The sequence below is a fragment of the Arsenophonus endosymbiont of Aphis craccivora genome (assembly GCF_013460135.1).
GTDB lineage: Bacteria > Pseudomonadota > Gammaproteobacteria > Enterobacterales > Enterobacteriaceae > Arsenophonus > Arsenophonus nilaparvatae.
The window spans coordinates 352,760-374,428 of the sequence record NZ_CP038155.1 but is presented as its reverse complement, the minus strand read 5'-3'; the positions used below and the strand labels follow the sequence as shown (position 1 = coordinate 374,428).

The window sequence follows — 21,669 nt, the reverse complement described above, 5'->3', positions numbered from 1 at the left end:
AAGCTATTTTGCTGTTTTTAACTTTAATAGTAAAAAGAGTTTTAGCCAGATGTTAAATTTTTAAACCGATAAAAATAGCACAATCAAGTAATAATGCAGAAAACCAGTATCTCATGCAAGTAGCAAGCATCTTTTTTTGGGCTTTGTTGAATAAATCGAACTTTTAGGTGATTGGCGGAGCTGATCGCTAAATTCGTTTCAACATCAGGTCCCCATGGCAAAGCAAAAGTTTAAAATTACCAACTGGCCCGCGTACAACAAGGCACTCAGACAACGCGGTTCCCTGACGGTCTGGCTTGATGAGTCGGCCATCGCTGGATGGACTGACAGTTCTTCGCCTGAAGGTCGTGGCCGGCCGCTTTACTACAGCGATATGGCTGTTACCACTGTCCTGATGATGAAGCGTGTGTTTAACCTGTCGCTCCGGGCATTACAGGGCTTCGTTGATTCGATTTTTAAACTCATGTCTTTGCCGCTGTGCTGTCCGGACTACTCGCTGGTCAGCAGACGAGCAAAGAGCGTCAACATCAGCATAAAAACGCCAACGCTTGGTGAAATCTCGCATCTGGTCATCGACAGTACCGGTCTGAAGGTCTTTGGCGAAGGTGAATGGAAAGTCAGGCAGCATGGGGCTGACAGACGAAGAGTGTGGCGCAAGCTTCATCTGGCAGCAGACAGTGTGAATCATGAGATTATCTGTGCCGACTTATCGCTCAGCGGAACGACAGATGCGCAGGCACTGCCGGGCCTGATTAACCAAACCCACCGGAAAATCAGGGAAGTGTCAGCAGACGGTGCTTATGACGCCTGTTACTGCCACGATGCGTTGCTAAGAAAGAAAATCAGGCCCCTTATCCCGCCGCGAAGCGGAGCGAAATACTGGCCGGACAAGTACCATGAACGTAACCATACGGTGGCGAATCAGCGTCTGAGCAGGAGTAATGATATGTGGAAAAAGAAAGTGGGTTATCACCGGCGTTCAGTGGCAGAAACAGCGATGTTCCGCATAAAAACTTTGCTGGGTGGCCATCTGAGGCTGCGTGACTATGAGGCTCAGGTAGGTGAAGCAATGGCGATGGTCAAAGCGCTGAACCGTATGACGTTGTTGGGTATGCCACACAGCGTCAGGATCGGATAACAGGTGTAGCAGAGGGAGCCATCCTGTCGACTAATTCTGATTTATTCAACAAAGCCATCTAACGATTTAACTAACCAAATAATGCATGCCACCAACTGGAAATAGTGACAACAATATAGTCCCATAATCGACTCAAAAAACCACCCTGCTCTATTGCTTGTTTCACTACGAGCGGGCGTTTATCAATCAATTGATCGTTTAAAAAGAAATTAATTGTCCAAACCACCTGATTTTTGCTTAATGGAGCTTTAAGACAATCTGAGTTCAGACTATAGGTCGCTTTTAGGTCTTGTTCTCTTCCTTTCGGGATAGTGATTGCTGCATCTTTTTCAGTTCCCAATAACACCGTAGACTGGTTACCATACCATACCATACCATACCATACCATACCTTTTCAGTAGTAAATGGCTTATCTGCGGTTATAGGAACAATGGCTGTAAAAAAACGAAATCCCCAATTTAGCAGCTTTTCACTTTCGGTAAAACGAATGCGATCAATCGATGCCCCCAACACAACAGCAATTAATCGCATTGGACCATTCGTTGCCGAAGTGATAAGATTATACCCCGCCTAGCTGGTATGTACGGTCTTGACCCCCATCCACCTGCAAGCTTTTGCTCCACAATAAACGATTGCGATTGTATTGCTTAATTTTATTGTAGGTAAACACTTTTTCGCTGTGTAATAAATATTAATCCGGCACATCTCTAATTAATGCCTTAGTCAATGCCGCCATATCGTGGGCAGTACTAAATTGGCCTTCTGAATCTAAGCCGTGTACGGTCTTAAAATGAGTATTTTTTAAGCCTAATGAGGTAACATACTGGTTCATAAGATCGACAAAAACAGTTTGACTGCCCGCAACATAATCAGCCAATGCAATACAGGCATCATTACCAGATTGCATGACAATACCACGATTTAAATCCAGCACTGAAACCCTATCACCGGGTTTTAAAAACATTAAAGAAGATCCTCGTAGAACAGGATTACCGGTTGCCCAAGCATCTTCTCCTACGGTGACCAGATCATTAACGCTAATTTTACCCGCTTTAATTGCTTGACCCACTACATAACTGGTCATAATTTTTGTTAAACTAACTGGATCTAAACGTTCATCTGGATTATTGGCTGTTAAAACTTTGCCACTATGGTAATCCATCAGTACATAAGCTTTTACATCAAGTTGCGGTGTAACCTACGATCCATCGGCATGAACATTCATCGAGGAAACAAAAATAAATAATAGACCTAATCCAGTTGTCAAACGATTAATTATTTTCATCAAGCTCTTTTTCATTATCGATCTCCCGCGCTTTCTGATTAAAATATATCAAGTATGCTACTATAAAGAGCTTATAATGATTAAAGTTAGCTAAAAAACATAAAGAATATCTCTATCTTTGATCTACGACACAAATTGAGGTAGAAAAAATAGATTGTCAACTGTTTCAGTTGATAGAATTGAGATAATATAATTACTCACCATAAGCAGCAAAACCGATAATCATCAGGCAATAGTTGTTCGCCGATGGCACAAATAAATCAGCCCAAAAGCCTTTAATTACTAATTTTTGGCGCTAACCGACAATTTTACAAACGGCCTAGCTGCAAATATATCTTACAATCAATTCACTAATTATAAACTCATTGGCATATTGCCAGGATCAGGGTAATTATATTCAAAACCAAGCTCCTTACAAATACGGCTACCATCAATGATTTTCCCTATAATAGGCGTTGATTCAGCAATAAACTCTGGCGGTTGTAAAGCTACCCGTTGCGACGCCGCAGTATAATAAGATGATCTAACCGGATGTTCAGGTGCGCATAAATTATAAATATTGCCACCCTCTGGTCGTAATATTAATAATTTTATCGCAGTAATGATATCATCTTGATGAATAAGATTAACCGGCTCATTTCCGCCAGTTAAGGCTGTTTTACCAGCTAAAACCCGTCCTGCATGTCGAGCTTCACCCACTAAACCAGCTAACCTAAGAATATCTACCGATATATTTGGCAATTGGTGTAACCAATTTTCTACCTCGACCAGCGTTTTGCCTTCCTCGGTATTAGGATATAACTTAGCATCTTCATTTAAAGTTCCACTTTGTGCACCATATACTGATGTTGAACTTGTAAAAATAATACGTGGTATAGCGTAGGAAAGTGCAGTATCAACTAAAAGTTGTACCGCCTTCAAATAACCAATACCACCTTCAGCGGTTTTATTGACCGGTAACATAATAACCAGCACATACGTAGCATTCATTAACTGTTCCAGATCTTCGGCCTCACATTCAATATCTGGCGTAAACCGAAGCTGGTAACAATCAATACCTGACATTCTTGCTGCATTTACACCATCTGACGTGGTTTTACTACCAACCACTGCCATTCCTGACTGCATTAACTCAAGTGCCAAGGGTAATCCTAACCAGCCTAAACCAATGATAGCGACCTTCTTCATAAATCTCATTACCTCCGATCAACTCAGTAGTTACATTATACTTACCTACTTATTAATATAATTCAAAGAGCACAATTCTCTAAAAATAATTAGTTATAAAATGAAGACTACATTGCTAATTGATAAATAGTGATCAAATCAGTCATATTAGCCTGAACAGGATTAGTGATACCGGTGGCACTTTTTAATGCGGCTTGAGCTAATTTAGCTAAATCACTATCCTGAACATTCAATCTTCTCAGTCCCGAAGGCAGACCAAGATCACAATTTAGCCGCCTTATTTCAGCAATACAAGCTTCTGCACCACGTTGATCGGTCATATGAGCAACTCGAATACCCATTGCCCCAGCAATATTTTTTAACTTTTTCGCTACTACCTTTAGATTAAAAGCTTGCACTTGAGGCAACAAAACGGCATTGCAAATTGTTAACGGTTGATGATAACAATGGCTCACTTGCCAGGCTAAGGTTTGTACATATCCCTGTGAAGGATTATTAAAAGCCATCCTGGCCAGAAACTGCGCATAAGCAATACTTTCGTGCGCCTGTAGATCTAATAAATAATTAACCGCTCGACGTAAAGCATTACTCAATATTTTTATCGCACTTAGAGCACATGCATCGGTAACAGGATTAGCTGCGGTTGAATCATAAGCCTCAATTGCATAGGTTAAAGAGTTCATGCCTAATGCAGCAATAAATTCACTTGATAAACCTAGCATTAACTCTGGCTCAGTCACTGAAAGTAATGGGGTAATACGTGATCCAGCAATAGCCAAATTGATCAACTCATTTTTAGTTTGATCAAGCAATGGATTAAAATTATCAATATTTGAGGCGGAAGTTGTATTGATAGTAATTAAAGGCCATGTTTTTAAATATTATTACTAATAAAAATGGCGTGATGAGATTGTAAATAAATCATTGCCTTAGCATAATCATAGGCTGCCCCTTCACCAATTGAAACAATACAATCAATCTGCTCATGTTGATAACAATCGATCGACTGCTTTACGATCTATAACGATGACACCAATTTAGCATCAGTAAAAAGATGAATTTTAATCTTATTATGGGCTTTGTTGAATAAATCGAACTTTTAGGTGATTGGCGGAGCTGATCGCTAAATTCGTTTCAACATCAGGTCCCCATGGCAAAGCAAAAGTTTAAAATTACCAACTGGCCCGCGTACAACAAGGCACTCAGACAACGCGGTTCCCTGACGGTCTGGCTTGATGAGTCGGCCATCGCTGGATGGACTGACAGTTCTTCGCCTGAAGGTCGTGGCCGGCCGCTTTACTACAGCGATATGGCTGTTACCACTGTCCTGATGATGAAGCGTGTGTTTAACCTGTCGCTCCGGGCATTACAGGGCTTCGTTGATTCGATTTTTAAACTCATGTCTTTGCCGCTGTGCTGTCCGGACTACTCGCTGGTCAGCAGACGAGCAAAGAGCGTCAACATCAGCATAAAAACGCCAACGCGTGGTGAAATCTCGCATCTGGTCATCGACAGTACCGGTCTGAAGGTCTTTGGCGAAGGTGAATGGAAAGTCAGGCAGCATGGGGCTGACAGACGAAGAGTGTGGCGCAAGCTTCATCTGGCAGCAGACAGTGTGACTCATGAGATTATCTGTGCCGACTTATCGCTCAGCGGAACGACAGATGCGCAGGCACTGCCGGGCCTGATTAACCAAACCCACCGGAAAATCAGGGAAGTGTTAGCAGACGGTGCTTATGACGCCTGTTACTGCCACGACGCGTTGCTAAGAAAGAAAATCAGGCCCCTTATCCCGCCGCGAAGCGGAGCGAAATACTGGCCGGACAAGTACCATGAACGTAACCATGCGGTGGCGAATCAGCGTCTGAGCAGGAGTAATGATATGTGGAAAAAGAAAGTGGGTTATCACCGGCGTTCAGTGGCAGAAACAGCGATGTTCCGCATAAAAACTTTGCTGGGTGGCCATCTGAGGCTGCGTGACTATGAGGCTCAGGTAGGTGAAGCAATGGCGATGGTCAAAGCGCTGAACCGTATGACGTTGTTGGGTATGCCACACAGCGTCAGGATCGGATAACAGGTGTAGGTGTAGCAGAGGGAGCCATCCTGGCGGCTAATTCTGATTTATTCAACAAAGCCGCAACTAATATAAAACTGTTGCTATTTAATGATGATGATAGCAGCGGAATGGTTTGAAAACTATCTGCTAACAGTGACAACAGCCAAAGATGAATATCGAAAGAGAGAAACAAGAGTAGTAATAATAGATTCACAAAACTCGCTATAATTGGCATATTGGGGCCGGCTGACGGATCAACAAATAATGCAAAAGAGAGCCCCATTTGCATGCCTAATATTTCCCCTGCATAACGAACGATGGCAAAGGCAATTTGCATCGTCAGTCCCATTAATAAACCGATTAAAACTTGTTGTATTAATATCCAACAACACATGGCAGAAAAGAGCGGAATTTGCGGTAAAGGCAATGACGTTGAGATTAAAATCGTGATCATCAAGGCTAGGGCAATTTTGCTTTTTTTAGGAATTTGTTTTTCAGCAAAAAAAGGTGCAATACTAAATAGGGCTAATATTCGCACAAATGGCCAAAATAGTTGGTTAACATAAGTATAAAAAAAATCGGTGGTAAAAGTGATCATCATTAACCAATAAATTGCGGTAGTTGAGTGATTAACTGACGGGTATACTCGATAAATAGTTCTAACATCCATGGGCCGGCTACTATCGCGGTAACAAAAACAGCAATAATTTTAGGAATGAAAGACATGGTCATATCATTAATTTGGGTGGCTGCTTGCAATAAACTAATAATTAAACCACTGATCAACGCCGCCAGCAACAGTGGTGCTGCTAATGCAATAGCAACTTTCATCCCATCAATACCAAGCTCCATCACTGTTTCCGGTGTTATTTTTACTCCTAATTAAAAAAGCTTTGCGCTAATGAGCATAAAATTAATTGCCAGCCATCAACCAAAACAAACAACATTAATTTGAATGGCATCGCAACAGTGGCAGGCGGAACCATCATCATACCCAACGCCATTAATACGCTGGCAACCACCAGATCGATAATCAGGAAAGGAATAAATATCATAAAACCGATTTGAAAAGCTGTTTTTAGTTCGCTGGTAATAAATGCCGGCACTAAAATACGCAGCGGAACATTAGCTTGTGTTTGATACTCTTTATCATTGGCTAAGCGGGAAAATAGTGCTAAATCAGGTTGTCGGGTTTGTTGTAACATAAATTGACGTAAGGGTTTAGCGCCTTCAGATAAAGCCACTTCAATGGTAATTTTCTCTTCAATAAAGGGTAAATAAGCATTTTGATAAATTTTATCAAATACGGGTGACATGACAAAAAAAGTCATAAATAGTGCCAGGCCTAATAAAATTTGATTAGGTGGTGCGGTCGTGGTGCCTAATGCATTACGTAATAAGCCTAGGACGATGATGATGCGAGTAAAACTGGTGGTCATCAGCAGCAGCGCAGGAATAAAACCGAGCGCGGTGATAAAAATAAGCGTCTGCACTGGCAATGACTAGCTCTGACCGCCATTGGCTAATGGCTGGCTAACGATGGTGGGTATAGCATAGTAGGTATAGAATGGCAGCCAAAATAGCGTGCCTAATAATAAAAATAGCCGTTTACGCATCACTGTTTCTACTTTTTACTAAGCATGTTTTTATTAATTGGCCAAAAGAAGGTGGAGCAGATTTTGCCTCAGCTTGTTCGCTTAGTTCTGTTTTGGCCGGCATTTTATGTAGCAAGCTAATGTTGTCTTCGGTAACACCGAGCACCAGCGCTTGTTGATCAACTTCAATAATAGTAATTTTGGTTTTACTACCTAATGAATAGTTATCTATTACCTTGATGGCGTTTGTGCCAGTGGGTAGATAACGCTTAGTAAGAAACGGCGCACTAGCCATAACGTAATCAGTAAACAGCCAATAATTAGTAATAAGGAACTGCTCATTTCAGTTAACATGCTACTGCCTGAAAGCATTGGACTATTTGGCGTAGCGCCCCCTTTTAATAAAGGGGCCACGTTATCAGCCGCGCCAGATATGAAAAAAGACGAATAGGCTGGCATAATTTATCGACTCAACCTACGCATGCGTTCTGATGGAGTAATAATATCAGTAATACGAATACCATATTTTTCTGAGACCACTACCACTTCACCTTGTGCGATCAAATAGCCATTGATCAGAATATCTAACGCTTCACCAGCCAAACCATCGAGTGAAACAACCGAACCTTGCGTCAAGGTTAATAGTTTTTTGATAGTCATTTTGGTACGTCCTAACTCAACAGTGAGTTTTACCGGGATCTCCATGATCATGTTGATATATGAAAATTGATTTTCAATATTTTGCATTTCCAAATTATCAAAGATAGCCGGCCCATTATCGCCTGGTTTCGGCGGTTTAGATTGCTGAGCAATGGTTTCTATCCAGATATCTTCAGCAGAAGTGTTAGCTTGATTTTCAGTAAAATCGTTGGTGTCACTCATGGTTTTGCTCCTCTTCCTGAGCGTTTACAACTGGATTAATAAGATGTTCGACACGAAGAGCATATTGCCCATTCAATGTTCCATATTTACTGGTTAGCACGGGCACACAATCGACATGGACCATAAGACGTTCAGGTTTTTCAATAGGGATCACATCCCCTTCTTGCAGTTTGAGGATATTAGACAGTCGCGTTGGATGTTCAACTAAATTAGCAATTAACTCTAATTCAGAATATTTAACCTGTTTAACCCAACCGTTCATCCAGACGCCGCCATCTTGTTTCATCTTTTCAACTGGCGGGTTGGTTAATAATTCATAAAGAGGTTCGATCATAGAAAAAGGAATGCAAATATTAAATTCACCGATCATATTGTTAATCTCCATTAAAAATGGAGTAGTAATGACGATATCATTAGGTGAAGAGGTAATATTAGTAAATTTTGCCTGTGATTCAGAACGAATATAGATTGCCTGGATTTTGTGAACAATTTGCCATGCATCACTATAGGCATCGAGTGCTAACTCTACCATTTTATCAATAATGCGCTATTCGGTATGGGTAAATTCCCGCTCATCAATAGCGGTGTTAAATCGGCCATCTCCACCGAACAGATTATCAACCGCAATAGAAACTAAATTAGTTTCAAAAGTGAAAAGGGCGGTTCCGTTCAGTGGCTTTAGTTGGATCAGGTTAAAGTTACTCATCGCAGGCAGATTGTCGGCAAAATTACAGAAAGGCTCAATTTTTATTGAACCGACTGTAATATCCGGGCTGTAGCGCATGAGATTAAATAATTTCATCCGAAATTGACGGGCAAAATGCTCGTTGATCATTTCCAGGGATTGTAGTCGCTCGCGAACAGTACGTCTTTGGGTATTCGGATTGTAAGGATGGATAGCCCTTTTAGCTGTAGATGTTTTTTTCGCTTTGCTGACAACAGGATTACCAGCTGGAGCATCATTTAACAGGGCATCACCATCTGTTTGTGAAAGAAAATTCTCGCTCATGGGATTTATCGTAAAATAAATGTTGTGAATAATACATCGGTAATAATTTGCTCAGACTCTTCTAATTCAGATTCAAAAGTCGGTCTTAATGCCTGTTTAATTTCAGACATTAGGTGGATCTTGCCGGCTTCTGTTACTAACTAAGTCGCTTTTTGGCGGGATAACAACAGTAATATTCGACTGCGTACTTCAGGCATAAAATCATGTAGGCGTTTACGTGTCTCTTCATCGGTAAGGCGTAAAGTAATTTCCACATACAACACGCGATCGCGTTTATCATTATCAATCAGATTCACCGTAAACGCCCCTAGGGACATAAATACCGGGATCACCAGGGTTCTTTTTGCTGGTTGATATTCAACCTGTTTTTTTATTTGGTATAGCCACCAACAGTAGCCAGCAATAAAACAACTTAATATTAAGAGTAACGCGATAATGGTTAGCATGATCCGACTTATGCGTTTTCCTTGACGGGCTTTGTTGAATAAATCAGAATTAGCCGCCAGGATGGCTCCCTCTGCTACAGCTGTTATCCGATCCTGACGCTGTGTGGCATACCCAACAACGTCATACGGTTCAGCGCTTTGACCATCGCCATTGCTTCACCTACCTGAGCCTCATAGTCACGCAGCCTCAGATGGCCACCCAGCAAAGTTTTTATGCGGAACATCGCTGTTTCTGCCACTGAACGCCGGTGATAACCCACTTTCTTTTTCCACATATCATTACTCCTGCTCAGACGCTGATTCGCCACCGCATGGTTACGTTCATGGTACTTGTCCGGCCAGTATTTCGCTCCGCTTCGCGGCGGGATAAGGGGCCTGATTTTCTTTCTTAGCAACGCATCGTGGCAGTAACAGGCGTCATAAGCACCGTCTGCTGACACTTCCCTGATTTTCCGGTGGGTTTGGTTAATCAGGCCCGGCAGTGCCTGCGCATCTGTCGTTCCGCTGAGCGATAAGTCGGCACAGATAATCTCATGAGTCACACTGTCTGCTGCCAGATGAAGCTTGCGCCACACTCTTCGTCTGTCAGCCCCATGCTGCCTGACTTTCCATTCACCTTCGCCAAAGACCTTCAGACCGGTACTGTCGATGACCAGATGCGAGATTTCACCACGCGTTGGCGTTTTTATGCTGATGTTGACGCTCTTTGCTCGTCTGCTGACCAGCGAGTAGTCCGGACAGCACAGCGGCTAAGACATGAGTTTAAAAATCGAATCAACGAAGCCCTGTAATGCCAGGAGCGACAGGTTAAACACACGCTTCATCATCAGGACAGTGGTAACAGCCATATCGCTGTAGTAAAGCGGCCGGCCACGACCTTCAGGCGAAGAACTGTCAGTCCATCCAGCGATGGCCGACTCATCAAGCCAGACCGTCAGGGAACCGCGTTGTCTGAGTGCCTTGTTGTACGCGGGCCAGTTGGTAATTTTAAACTTTTGCTTTGCCATGGGGACCTGATGTTGAAACGAATTTAGCGATCAGCTCCGCCAATCACCTAAAAGTTCGATTTATTCAACAAAGCCTCCTTGACGTTGAGACTTGGACATAGACAGGTAATTCCTTTTGATTTTACTTGGGATAATGAAACTATTATCAATTAACGTGTTATCCCTGTTTCTGCATTTCGATATAATTATCCGGCTCAATGAATATTTTGACGGAGGAATAAAACAATAAAAATGGGAGGTTATTTTGTCATTGATAAATGTTGAAAATAGTAGGGGAAATTTTCCCCTGTCAAAATAATAAAGATGGCTAATAATTTTAAGCAAATATATCAATACCGGTTGTTATGGCGGTCTGCATAATTGGTTGGGATCTGACTAATGCATCATCTTTTGTCTGTTGCTGTCGATCATCAGCGATTGATGATGGTGATTTGAACGGTTGACTATTTTCATCACTATGTTGCTTATTATGCTGATCACCAACATGTGTTTGACCCAGTTCTATGCCTTGTTCTGATAATGCATGACGTAACTGAGGCAGATTTGTTTCAATAAACTGACGGATTTGTTGGTTAGCCGTAACAATAGAGAGTTGAGCTTTATCATCGAAAACTTTAAGTTGGATCTGTAGGTTGCCTAATTCTTCGGGATAAAGCCGTAGCTCCGCTTGTTGTGAACCATGACGACTGAGAAATAAGATCTGCTCACTAAATTTTTGTCCCCATTCAGGATGATCAATCGTGGTAGCCAAGGCAATAAAATTGATGGTAGGTGAAATTGAGTGACTTAATGTTGTTGAGTTTGGCATTAATGATGTTAATGATATCGTGGTATTATTGGTTATCGATCCAGTAGCTAGTGCTGGGTTTTCTATTGCCTGAGTCTGGCTTGGTGGCAGCGATATTAGCCTGAATTGGTGGTAATAATGCTTCAGATGGCGAGACGCCTTGTTTTGCCAGTAATGACTGCAATGGCGATATATCCTGTTTAGTCAATTGTGACTGAGATTGGGCGGCGTCCGGTTTAACAAACGGCGATGATATATTGGACAGAGGAAAGTCAATTGAGGGATTATTTGTGGTTGATAGCAGAGTAAGATGTTTTAAACTAAGGTTTTTATCCCGCTGCTCAATATCATCAGTTAATGTTTGGCTATTAGTCTGCTCGAGTAATTCTTCTGATAAACCGGCGGGACTATTTTCCTGCTTTAGCTGCGAGGCTATGGTTGCCAGTGAAATCGGAAGTTGATCAATAAGTTGATTATCAGCTAACAGTGTCAATTCTTGCTCAAGGGATAAGTCGGCGCTGTCGTTGATTTGTGCAGTGACTTCATCCGCCAAAAAGCCATTGATAGCCGATAATTCATTTTCTTGTTGGGCCAGATCTGAGTTAGCGCTGTCTGGTGGTTTTTTCTCTTTTGCTGGTGATGAATAGTTAGCTAGCATGTGAGCAAAATTGGCCGTATGTTCTGTTGGTGATGATAACTGTTGCTTAGAGGAGTGCGCGCCAGCGCTAAATGTTACCGATGTATCTATCATTATGATGTTCTTAAAACGGCACGTTGTGCTATTTCATCCATTTGTTTTTGTTCAATAAAATCAGCCTGTTTTTTCTGTAAACGTTCACTACGTTGTTGTAGCTTATTGAAGGCGTTAGTTTTTTGCTGTTTTCCCTGGCAATTTTTTTTGGCGATCAGTTTCACGCTGCTGCCAGCTAACTAGCTGTTGTTGATGTTGCGTGATCGCTTGTTCAAGCGTCAGTAAAAACTGTTGATAATGTTGTAATATTGCGGAAGAAGTTCCTTGGTGGAGTATGCTATTAAGCTGTTGGCGATATTCATCTTGGTACTGTAGCAATTGTATTAGCTGTTGTTGCATTTGTTGATGCTGCCGCTGAATATGCGATAACTGTAGTGCCGCCTGGTGGCTGTCGTTATGGCTGAAATTATGTAATAGTGCGAAGGAGTTTGTTTGCTTCATGGTTCCTCACTAGGGTTTTCAGAACTAGTCGCAGGAAATAACTGACAAAGCTGTTGGTGGGAAGTCTCCCTTGAACAGTATTGATCGCAATCCTGGCGTAAAAATTGCTGCAAATTGGGATAAAGCTGAATGGCTTGATCCAGGATCGGATCACTACCCGCAGCATAAGCGCCAACATTAATCAGATCTTGATTACGTTGATAACGGGATATTTTCAGCAATTTCACCGCCATGCTCTAGATCAACGCCACTATTTAATCCCTCATTAATAATAGCAATCGCTTTTGAGATAGCACGGATTTTTTGCTGAATATTATTTTGTTCAATATAAATTACCGCCCGTTTTAAGGCACTCAAGGCACCATCAAATAAAATTTGTACTAGCTGATAAGGGGAAGCATTTAAAACCTGGCTTTCGATATCAACATGAGTATATAAAGTTTCAGCTGCTGATGTATTCATAATTTATTTCGTCAGTAAGGCTATTACAGAGTTGCTGCTTTGTGTCATCTAGCTGATGGCTTTATCCATAGCAATAAATTTGTCCCGCAGAGTTTTAAGTTTGGTTTCAATATTCTTTTGCGCACTTTCCATTTTGTTATTGAGTATTTTTATCTGTTTATTCAGTGACTCTGTGGTGAGATGTAGTGGGCCTTCCAGGGTATCCAGCGTCTTTTTAAGATAATTAAAGGTTTCAGTGGCAAAACCGGTTGTTTCACCATCGCCCATAAAAAATTGTTTAACTTTCACCGGGTTATCCTTTAGCGTTTTATCCAGTTTTTTATCATCAATAGTGAGTTTGCCTTCATGATTAAAGCCGATACCAAAATGGTTCAAATGATTCATATCCGGCCGATTTTGCACATTGAAGGTCAAATTTTTCACTTGCGAGAAGCTCATTGCTGAACTGCGATCGTTTAATAGTACGCCATTATTGGCAGAAGGCGCTTCACCTAATTTGGTTGGCTCATATTTGGTTTGTGTTTTGTAAAAGCTATGCAGATTATTGTAAGCATCAACCCAGTTTTTGATCGCCTTTTTAGTCGGTTCGATATCGCGAGCTACAGTGACGGTTTCTGATATTAATCCGCTAGCTTTATCTTTTTCTGCCGTTTTAACCAGGGTAAATGTGATCCCTTCGGGAGCGTCTTTAATTTCATTACTACTGTACTCAATTTGGATACCATTAATGGTAACTTTAGCATTTTCAGCAGCAACGGTTGGTTGCATTTGGCTACTATTTAGGATCTTATTTAGCTCGCTATCACCTTTAACTTCAATCTCCATCGCCGAATCGGTGCCGGTTTTTTTTGAAGTGAGTACTAATTGGTGTTCCCCCTCTTTTATTTTCACCAGGCTGGCACTGACATTGCTATCGGTTTTATTGATGGCATCGCGGATTTCAATCAGTGATGTTTGCTGCGCGCTTAATTTAATTTCCAGCGGTTGTTTTTCACTGTTTTGCTTGATAACTAATATCCGCTCTTGGCCTGCCGCAACAGGGCCAGCTAATTTTTTTTACATCATCAACCTTAGTGGTGGCTAACGATTGGGCCTGCGCCAGTTGCTCAACTTTCACTTCATAACTACCAGCCACTGCTTTTTCGTCGCTGCTAACAGTTACCGTGTTATGATTTTTACTGACTGAAGTGGTACTAATTTTATCAAACTTCATTAATGATTCAGCGGCTTGTTGTAATTTATCCAACTGAGCCAGCAATGAACCATAAGCACTGATCTTTTGATTATATTTTTGTTGCTTCTGTTTTAACGGCCGTAATCTTTGATTTTCATTGGCCTCTATACTCTCTAGCCATTGTTCAATTGGCATGCCTGATCCTACACCCAACGAAGTCATGTTTGACATGATTTTTCCTATCCTATTTGATTAGTTAAACCTGATTACCATGATTATCGGCCTCAGCTAATAGAAGTTAAATAATCAGGCCAAATGAATTTGTTGCCACAAAAAATTAAAGTATCAAACCGCTGTGACGCTAATCAAAACAGCCAAAAGTTTTGGCCAATTAAAAAGTTAAATTTAAATAAAGGAATTATTATGGCTCTGGTTATCAATACCAATATGTTTGCGTTAAATGCGCAAAAAGCATGAAATAAAACCCAAAATAACTTGGGCCCACTATCCAACTTCTATCTACTGGCCTGCGCATTAACAGTGCCAAAGACGATGCGGCCGGCATGTCAATTGCCAATGGCATGACCTCTAACATTATGGGTATGAAACAGGCGACGCGTAACGCCAATGATGGTATCTCGTTAGCACAAACCGCCGAAGGGTCGTTGTCACAGGTGAATGATAACTTGCAGGCGATCCGTAATTTAGCGGTGCAGGCCAGTAACGGTACTAACTCAAACAAAGATATTGCGACGCTGCAAGCTGAAGTAGCACAGCGTATAGAGGAAATTGGCCGTATTATTAACCAAGCCGAATTTAACGGCAATAAAACATTAGATACCAATGGCACGATAATGCTGCAAACGGGTGCCAACCATGGTGAACAAATTGGGGTAAATGTAACGGCAACCACTATCGCTACTCTAGATATTAAAGATATTGATTTAAATGTATTCGCAGCAACTGCGTCATCGGGAACGGCAGCGACAGTGCAGTATAACTCAACTGCAGCAACAGCAGCTGGACTTGATGCCGATCTAACTTTCACCGGAAATACTGCCACAGGTGTCTTGGATGCAGCTAAGGTTACAATAACTAATTCTGGTGCTTCTGGTCTTACAGGTAGGTAATGCATTAAGCTCAGGGTATGAGTTGCATCAAAAGCTGGATAATGCGGGTGCTTCGGTTGCGGATCAATATGTATTGAAAACGACTGCAGGCGACGTTTACGAGGTGACTTTAGCAGCTGATGCTAGTGGTGCTGATAAAGAAGTGGGTATCACAGTTGGTACTAAAATCAACACTAGCCATGCCGGTACTGTAGGTACGGCCTTACCAGGTGGCCAAGGTACAGGTCAAGGTGCAGGTTCGGTAACACCGGATCAAGTTTTTGCAAAACTTGATAAAGCCTTGGATGATGTCTCTGCTAAACGTAGCCAATGGGGTGCCATACAGAGCCGGCTGGAATCAGCGGTTGAGAATTTAACCAATACAGTTAACAACCTATCTGCTGCCCGTAGCCGTATTTTGGATGCCGATTTTGCCGAAGAAGTGTCTAACTTAAGTAATGCCCAAATCTTGCAACAAGCTGGCACCACAGTATTGGCAATGGCTAATCAGTCTAACCAGTCAGTGCTTTCTTTACTGCGTTAATAGTTGAATTAGTCATTATTTTGGTAATATTTTGCAGGCCGGCTTTTGCCGGCCTGTATTATAAGATATTATCGCCATCACTGTTAAAATCAATAATTATTAATAGCAATTAATTGTAATATGGTGTGATCGTCGCAAGCTATCCTGCCTGATTCACTGACATCCCTCCTGACGGCACCATCCTCAAGCAACAAAGTATTGCCCTAAATGGCGATCAATTAGCCTAAGTCAATGCTTTTGACACTGACCATAATTTGCCGCTAGGTTCCGTGTTCGGTTAATTGAGGTGGTTAAAAATAATAGATAAGTAAAAAAAGCCCGTTTTATAGCACTATTTACGCCATTATTTGCCGCCTCAATTTCGGATAATAAGCGCCTGTTATCAATGACAGGTTCTTACTGTGAACGATCTCTACACCCAGGATGGGATAATTGAAAAAGATGTACTATTGGAGCGCTATCTTCCTTTAGTACGTCATGAAGTATTAGAACTGCAAGTGAGATTACCTGCTAGCGTGCAACTGGATGATTTAATTCAGGCTGGCGGTATTGGTTTGTTAGATGCGATCGAGCGATTTGATATGACGCAAGATACCGCTTTTGCTACTTATGCCGTGCAACGGGTGCGTGGAGCGATGTTAGATGAATTACGCGCCCGCGATTGGGTGCCGCGTAGTGTGCGCCGCCTGGCGCGGGAATCGGCCAAAGTGATGCAGCAGCTTGAGCAAGCGCTAGGCCGACCGGCGAGCGAGCAGGAGATTGCTGATAAGTTGCACATCGGTCTGTCGGAGTATCAGCAGTTATTGCAGGATAGCAACAATAGTCAATTATGCTCTTATGATGAGTGGCATGCAGTGCATGGTGAGAGCTGTGAACCGATTATTGAGGTTGACGACGAGCGAAATCCGCTGCAAACTTTAATAGCAACTGATATTCGCAAAAATATTATAAAGGCGATAGAATGTTTGCCTGAAAGGGAAAAAATGGTTTTGACGCTATATTATCAAGAAAATCTGAACCTGAAGGAGATAGGCGCGGTGTTGAATGTCGGGGAATCCCGCGTCAGCCAGCTACATAGCCAGGCGATAAAACGGCTACGAGCGCGCTTAAATCCAGATAAATAATATTTTTTATTTTTTTGTTTACGATTTACACACAGGGCTTATCTAATATGTCTGTTTCTAACCAAAAGAAGCGGCCGCTGAGCCGTTATGTTAAAGACTATAAACATAGTCAAATTCACTGCGCACACTGTAACAAAACCCTTGATCGGATTTCATTGGTGTTTAATGATCAAATTCTGAATAAAGAAGCGATTTCAGCGATGACCGAGCTGGTTGATTGGCAAGCTTGGGCCGAGTTACAGCATAAATTTACCGCGTTATGTCGTTTTTGTAGTGAAATCTATTGTAATAGTGATACTGGCTATTTTGATATTATGTCGTTTAAACAGTATCTGTTTAATGAGACTGAAATGAGCCATAGTACCGTACGTGAATATGTGGTGCGGCTGCGTCGACTGGATGAGTTGTTAAGTGAAATACAATTTCCGCTCGCTGAATTGGAGATTGAAAAAATTCAGGCTCAGATGCAGGATAAAATGACCGACTCTGCCTTTAGTAATTACAATATTGCGTTGCGTAAATATGAGCAATTCCTAGACTGGCAGGCCGATCACTCAGCATAAGATTGCTATGGATAGAAACTACATTATTTCACAGTTATTAGATAAATAAAGCCTTAGCAAATCGCTAAGGCTTTATTGTTGGCAATGAAAAATTATTCTAGTGTCATTAAACTGGCATTGCCGCCGGCCGCCGCAGTATTGACACTGACAGCTCGTTCATGGACTAAACGCTCAAGGAATAAATGCTGGTCTCCGGATCGATATCCTTGCACGGAAATAATTGGCCCTTCACGTTCAGCCACTGCTTGACAAACAGTTTGTAACTGATTGCGATCGCCATGAAAAATAACCCCATCAAATTGGCAGTCGGTTAGTTGCCAATTATCAGCTAGCCTGATCATCTGGTTGACTAAAGCAGGCAACTCTGCCTGCAATTGCTGCTGGATGGCATTATTTGGCCATAGCACTTGACATCCCATCGCTAACACTGCTGCCAGCTGGATCACTGCATCCGCTTCTGTTTCCGCCAGACACAAAATCCGCCCGCGTGGCACTAGCCTATAACTATTATGCTCTCCGGTTGTGCCGGGCAGCTGATGGCAGATGCTAGTTGCGGTCAATGGCTGATAGAGGTCAATAACCGCAGCAACAGTTACATGATGGCGATTTTTTACCCAATCACAGAAGGCAGCAAAGGGCGTTAATGGCTGCAATGATGGTTGGCCATGTTTAACTGGATAGCGATTATCTGGTGGCGTAAACAGTTTATCCATGATGGTAGCTGGCCTTTGGCTGAGCAATCGATAGAGATAAAGCGGGCCACCGGCTTTTGGCCCGGTACCCGATAGTCCTTCTCCGCCAAATGGTTGTACCCCAACTACCGCACCGACCATATTGCGGTTAACGTAAATATTACCTACTTTGGCCGTCTGGCAAACGTCGGCGATAGTTTCATCAATACGGCTATGCAGCCCTAAAGTTAAGCCATAACCTGAGTCATTAATTTGTTTGATCAGGCTGGTTAGTTGATGGCGCTTAAAGCGTAAAATATGTAGTACCGGGCCAAAAATTTCATTTTTCAGTTCATTAAAATGGTCAATTTCAATTAAGGTGGGTCGGACAAAGGTGCCTTGTTGCCATTGATTATCATGCTGTTGGCTAGTTTGCTCAGCCTGATACAGGGTTTTCCCTGCTTGACGCATCTGGGCAATGTGCTGTTCGATATTATGCTGTGCTTCGCTATCAATGACCGGGCCAATATCGGTTGCCAGCTGGCTAGGATCACCGATTCGGTATTCGTCTATCGCGCCTTTTAACATCGTCAGTGTGCGTTCAGCGACCTCTTCCTGGATACAAAGAATACGTAGGGCAGAGCAGCGTTGACCGGCACTATCGAAGGCTGAAATGATAACGTCATTGACAACTTGCTCCGTCAGTGCGGATGAATCAACAATCATGGCATTTAAGCCGCCGGTTTCGGCAATCAGTGGAATGGGCTGTTGCTGAGCATTGAGTCGGCCGGCAAGATTATGCTGGATCAGTTTGGCCACCTGGGTTGAACCGGTAAACATCACACCGTTCGTCCGCTTGTCACTGATCAGTTTGCTACCCACTCGCTCGCCGCTACCGGGCAGCAGCTGGAGAACATCGCGGGGAATGCCCGCCTGGTGCAGTAACTCAACCGCTAGCATGGCAATAATCGGTGTTTGCTCTGCCGGTTTGGCCAATACGCTATTACCGCTCGCTAAAGCGGCAGCGATTTGGCCGCTAAAAATCGCCAGTGGGAAATTCCACGGACTAATGCAAACCACCACACCCAGTGGCGAATAGCTTTCATTATTGAAATTTTCACTGATCTGTACGGCGTAGTAACGCAAAAAATCGATCGCTTCGCGCACTTCAGCAATGGCATTACTAAAGGTTTTGCCGGCTTCACGGATCAATACGCCAATTAAACGGGAGAATTGCTGCTCCATCAGGCTAGCCGCTTGTTGCAAAATGGCCGCTCGTTGTATGACGGGAATCGTCGCCCAGCGAGTAGCTGCGTCGGTAGCAATTTCCAACGCATGCTCGACTTCGGTTAGACTTGCTTCATGGACATAGCCGACGATATCGTCAAAATTAGCCGGATTAGTGATCGGCTGTCGGGCTGAAATTTCAGCCGGCGAGGGCGGTTCTCCTGCCAGTAAAGGTTTAACCTGATAACAGAGAGGGGTGGTCAGTAGAGTCTGCGCCAGTGCCGCCAGGTGATGTTCGTTGGTCAAATCAATACCAATAGCATTGAGGCGCTTGCTGCCATATAGCGCACGAGGCAGTGGGATTTGTGGATGTGGCAAACCCAGTTGGCCTGCCGTTTCAGCCGCCACCAGCACTTGTTGCACTGGATCGGCTACCAGTTTATCTAATGGAATATTAGGATCGGCAATCTGATTAACGAATGACGTATTTGCGCCATTTTCCAGTAAGCGGCGCACCAGGTAAGCCAACAAGGTTTGATGACTACCGACTGGCGCATAAATACGACAGGGACGATGAAGTTTACCTTCGGCGATGGCGCCGACAACTTGTTGATATAGCTCTTCTCCCATGCCATGTAAACATTGAAATTCATATTGGCCAGGATAATAATTTTCACCAGCCATATAATAAATCGTGGCTAAGGTATGGGCGTTATGGGTGGCAAATTGGGGGTAAATCAAATTGGGCACCGACAGCAATTTACGCGCACAAGCCAGATAACTGACATCAGTATAAATTTTTCTGCTATAGACCGGGTAACCTTCAAGACCATCTATTTGCGCGCGTTTAATTTCACTATCCCAATAAGCGCCTTTTACCAGTCGGATCATCAAACGGTGTTGACTGCGTTGCGCTAAATCGATAATTTCATCGATAACATAGGGGCAGCGTTTTTGATATGCCTGAATGACAAAGCCAATTCCATCCCAGCCGGCTAGTTGCGGTTCGAAGCACAGCTTTTCTAACAGATCTAGGGAAATTTCCAATCTATCGGCTTCTTCAGCATCAATATTAATGCCAATATTGTAATGACGTGCTTGTAAGGTTAATGTGAACAGACGAGGGTAAAGCTCAGACACCACCCGCTCATATTGAGCCCGGCAATATCTTGCATGGAGGGCAGATAGTTTAATGGAAATTCCGGCACTGGCATAAATGCTTTTGCCGTCGGAAGCTTTACCAATAGCATCAATCGCTTGTTGATAAGCAGCCATGTAGCTTTTGGCATCTTCATCGGTTAAGGCTGCTTCACCTAACATATCATACGAGTAGCTAAAACCTTCATTTTCCATTTTATGCGCATTACTTAGTGCTTTTGTGATGGTTTCACCAGTGACAAATTGCTCACCCATTAGCCGCATTGCCATATTCACAGCTTGACGAATAATGGGTTCACCACTTTTACTAATGATCCGGTTAAGAGCACTGGTAAGTTTAGTTTCATGATGGCTGGCAACTAATTTGCCCGTAATTAGCAAACCCCAGGTGGTGGCATTAACAAATAATGATGAACTCTGTCCAATATGTGACTTCCAGTCACCACCACTAATTTTGTCGCGGATCAATATGTCACGGGTAGCGTTATCGGGGATGCGCAGCAGTGCTTCAGCCAGGCACATAAGCGCAATCCCTTCTTGCGACGAGAGAGAAAATTGTTGTAATAGACTCTGGACTAAACCAGAACGGCCAACACTCTTTTTTTGCTGACGTAGATTTTTTGCTAGCTGATAGGCTAGTTGATAAGCCGCTTGTGTCTCAGTTTCTGGTAGCTGTGCCTGTTGCACTAATAGAGGTAATAGCTGTGTTTCAGGTAATCGATAGGCTGCAGTGATTGCTGAGCGTTTTGCGGATTGAGGTAAAATATGCTGTGCAAAATTTAAAAAGGAGGGCTTTCCTGTTTTAGGGCATATTGCGATGTCACTAGATGAATTTTCTTTTTCATTAACTTTGGTAGCCGGGAATTGAACCATAGTTTCCTCATTATCAAAGTGTCTAAGATAATTAAATATTGCCTGTCCTGTTAACTAATCGATCTAAGCTCCAGGCTTTGTAAAGTTGTTTCAATACCTTATCTGGTTACTTTATCAACAGAAAGAATGACTGCAGTTATGCGGCGACTAATTCTTATTCTTTTGCTGATTGTTAGAAG

Annotated in this window: 21 protein-coding genes and 8 pseudogenes; 7 read left to right on the top strand and 22 right to left on the bottom strand. The window is 42.6% G+C overall.

All coding sequences use genetic code 11. The features are described 5' to 3' along the window. Positions 1–83: 83 nt before the first annotated feature. Positions 84–221, bottom strand: a complete 138-nt coding sequence (locus tag E3U36_RS01960; RefSeq protein WP_180816913.1) for a hypothetical protein — start codon at positions 219–221, stop codon at positions 84–86. Here E3U36_RS01960 and E3U36_RS01955 point away from each other — a divergent pair. Further along, entirely contained in the window at positions 215–1,138 is a 924-nt protein-coding gene (locus tag E3U36_RS01955) for an IS5 family transposase (protein ID WP_180816912.1), read from the top strand. The two genes, E3U36_RS01960 and E3U36_RS01955, sit on opposite strands and share 7 nt — an antisense overlap. 70 nt (positions 1,139–1,208) lie before the next feature. On the opposite strand, the pseudogene E3U36_RS01950 reads toward E3U36_RS01955, so the two are convergent. From E3U36_RS01950 to E3U36_RS01940, 3 genes and pseudogenes are all read right to left on the bottom strand, one after another. Further along, positions 1,209–2,438 (bottom strand): annotated as a pseudogene (locus E3U36_RS01950) (serine hydrolase). Between the two features lie 339 nt (positions 2,439–2,777). After that, positions 2,778–3,611: an SDR family oxidoreductase gene (locus tag E3U36_RS01945; protein WP_180816911.1), complete on the bottom strand. Its 834-nt coding sequence runs from the start codon at positions 3,609–3,611 to the stop codon at positions 2,778–2,780. 107 nt (positions 3,612–3,718) lie between these two features. After that, complete coding sequence (locus E3U36_RS01940; RefSeq protein WP_439647271.1) at positions 3,719–4,333, bottom strand: dehydroquinate synthase/iron-containing alcohol dehydrogenase family protein; 615 nt, start codon at positions 4,331–4,333, stop codon at positions 3,719–3,721. 428 nt (positions 4,334–4,761) lie between these two features. Here E3U36_RS01940 and E3U36_RS01935 point away from each other — a divergent pair, with 428 nt between their 5' ends. Beyond that, the gene (locus E3U36_RS01935) at positions 4,762–5,685 is read left to right on the top strand and encodes an IS5 family transposase (protein ID WP_180816509.1); all 924 of its coding nucleotides are present in this window, start codon (positions 4,762–4,764) and stop codon (positions 5,683–5,685) included. Here E3U36_RS01935 and E3U36_RS01930 read toward each other — a convergent pair. From E3U36_RS01930 to E3U36_RS01860, 17 genes and pseudogenes are all read right to left on the bottom strand, one after another. Continuing rightward, positions 5,672–6,265: a flagellar biosynthetic protein FliR gene (locus tag E3U36_RS01930; RefSeq protein WP_180816910.1), complete on the bottom strand. Its 594-nt coding sequence runs from the start codon at positions 6,263–6,265 to the stop codon at positions 5,672–5,674. The two genes, E3U36_RS01935 and E3U36_RS01930, sit on opposite strands and share 14 nt — an antisense overlap. A gap of 2 nt (positions 6,266–6,267) precedes the next feature. Further along, complete coding sequence (gene fliQ / locus E3U36_RS01925; RefSeq protein WP_180817498.1) at positions 6,268–6,537, bottom strand: flagellar biosynthesis protein FliQ; 270 nt, start codon at positions 6,535–6,537, stop codon at positions 6,268–6,270. 8 nt (positions 6,538–6,545) lie between these two features. Beyond that, positions 6,546–7,283 (bottom strand): annotated as a pseudogene (gene fliP / locus E3U36_RS01920) (flagellar type III secretion system pore protein FliP). Continuing rightward, positions 7,276–7,557, bottom strand: a complete 282-nt coding sequence (locus tag E3U36_RS01915) for a FliO/MopB family protein (RefSeq protein WP_180816909.1) — start codon at positions 7,555–7,557, stop codon at positions 7,276–7,278. The pseudogene fliP and the gene E3U36_RS01915 overlap by 8 nt, the downstream one beginning before the upstream one ends. Before the next feature lie 167 nt (positions 7,558–7,724). After that, positions 7,725–8,144, bottom strand: a complete 420-nt coding sequence (gene fliN / locus E3U36_RS01910; protein ID WP_180816908.1) for a flagellar motor switch protein FliN — start codon at positions 8,142–8,144, stop codon at positions 7,725–7,727. Then, positions 8,137–9,153: pseudogene (gene fliM, locus E3U36_RS01905) on the bottom strand (flagellar motor switch protein FliM). Before fliM ends, fliN begins: the two are co-directional and overlap by 8 nt. A gap of 5 nt (positions 9,154–9,158) precedes the next feature. Beyond that, positions 9,159–9,470, bottom strand: a pseudogene (gene fliL, locus E3U36_RS13360) (flagellar basal body-associated protein FliL). 212 nt (positions 9,471–9,682) lie between these two features. Then, a pseudogene (locus tag E3U36_RS01895) lies at positions 9,683–10,606 on the bottom strand (IS5 family transposase). Positions 10,607–10,922: 316 nt separating this feature from the next. Continuing rightward, complete coding sequence (locus E3U36_RS01890; protein ID WP_180816907.1) at positions 10,923–11,414, bottom strand: flagellar hook-length control protein FliK; 492 nt, start codon at positions 11,412–11,414, stop codon at positions 10,923–10,925. Between the two features lie 25 nt (positions 11,415–11,439). After that, complete coding sequence (locus tag E3U36_RS01885) at positions 11,440–12,144, bottom strand: hypothetical protein (RefSeq protein ID WP_180816906.1); 705 nt, start codon at positions 12,142–12,144, stop codon at positions 11,440–11,442. After that, on the bottom strand, positions 12,144–12,308 hold the full coding sequence (locus E3U36_RS12885) for a flagellar FliJ family protein (RefSeq protein WP_255479086.1): 165 nt from the start codon (positions 12,306–12,308) through the stop codon (positions 12,144–12,146). The genes E3U36_RS01885 and E3U36_RS12885 overlap by 1 nt, the downstream gene beginning before the upstream one ends. Next, the gene (gene fliJ / locus E3U36_RS01880; RefSeq protein WP_255479085.1) at positions 12,259–12,585 is read right to left on the bottom strand and encodes a flagellar export protein FliJ; all 327 of its coding nucleotides are present in this window, start codon (positions 12,583–12,585) and stop codon (positions 12,259–12,261) included. Before fliJ ends, E3U36_RS12885 begins: the two co-directional genes overlap by 50 nt. Beyond that, positions 12,582–12,818 (bottom strand): hypothetical protein, encoded by a 237-nt coding sequence (locus tag E3U36_RS01875; RefSeq protein WP_180816905.1) that lies wholly within the window; start codon positions 12,816–12,818, stop codon positions 12,582–12,584. Before E3U36_RS01875 ends, fliJ begins: the two co-directional genes overlap by 4 nt. Then, complete coding sequence (gene fliS / locus E3U36_RS01870; protein WP_180816904.1) at positions 12,778–13,047, bottom strand: flagellar export chaperone FliS; 270 nt, start codon at positions 13,045–13,047, stop codon at positions 12,778–12,780. The genes E3U36_RS01875 and fliS overlap by 41 nt, the downstream gene beginning before the upstream one ends. A 48-nt stretch (positions 13,048–13,095) precedes the next feature. After that, positions 13,096–13,938, bottom strand: coding sequence for a flagellar filament capping protein FliD (gene fliD, locus E3U36_RS12320; protein ID WP_202881826.1), 843 nt, complete (start codon positions 13,936–13,938; stop codon positions 13,096–13,098). 12 nt (positions 13,939–13,950) lie between these two features. Continuing rightward, positions 13,951–14,022 (bottom strand): annotated as a pseudogene (locus E3U36_RS13140) (hypothetical protein); the annotation flags it as partial. A gap of 16 nt (positions 14,023–14,038) precedes the next feature. Next, a complete protein-coding gene (locus E3U36_RS01860; RefSeq protein WP_180816903.1) occupies positions 14,039–14,452 on the bottom strand; it encodes a flagellar cap protein FliD N-terminal domain-containing protein in 414 nt (137 codons plus the stop codon). 93 nt (positions 14,453–14,545) lie between these two features. Between E3U36_RS01860 and E3U36_RS12435 the strand changes: the two genes are divergently transcribed. From E3U36_RS12435 to fliZ, 5 genes and pseudogenes are all read left to right on the top strand, one after another. Then, positions 14,546–14,698, top strand: a complete 153-nt coding sequence (locus E3U36_RS12435; RefSeq protein WP_238337490.1) for a hypothetical protein — start codon at positions 14,546–14,548, stop codon at positions 14,696–14,698. Between the two features lie 29 nt (positions 14,699–14,727). Beyond that, a complete protein-coding gene (locus tag E3U36_RS01855; RefSeq protein ID WP_500784359.1) occupies positions 14,728–15,351 on the top strand; it encodes a flagellin N-terminal helical domain-containing protein in 624 nt (207 codons plus the stop codon). Between the two features lie 265 nt (positions 15,352–15,616). Next, positions 15,617–15,874, top strand: a pseudogene (locus E3U36_RS12430) (flagellin); the annotation flags it as partial. 401 nt (positions 15,875–16,275) lie between these two features. Continuing rightward, positions 16,276–16,998, top strand: coding sequence for an RNA polymerase sigma factor FliA (locus tag E3U36_RS01845; protein ID WP_180816902.1), 723 nt, complete (start codon positions 16,276–16,278; stop codon positions 16,996–16,998). A 47-nt stretch (positions 16,999–17,045) separates the two neighbouring features. Further along, positions 17,046–17,561 carry a flagella biosynthesis regulatory protein FliZ gene (fliZ, locus tag E3U36_RS01840; protein WP_180816901.1) on the top strand — a complete coding sequence of 172 codons (516 nt, stop codon included), beginning with the start codon at positions 17,046–17,048 and terminating at the stop codon, positions 17,559–17,561. Positions 17,562–17,653: 92 nt separating this feature from the next. Here fliZ and putA read toward each other — a convergent pair. Further along, positions 17,654–21,544: pseudogene (gene putA / locus E3U36_RS01835) on the bottom strand (trifunctional transcriptional regulator/proline dehydrogenase/L-glutamate gamma-semialdehyde dehydrogenase); the annotation flags it as partial. Positions 21,545–21,669 lie beyond the last annotated feature (125 nt).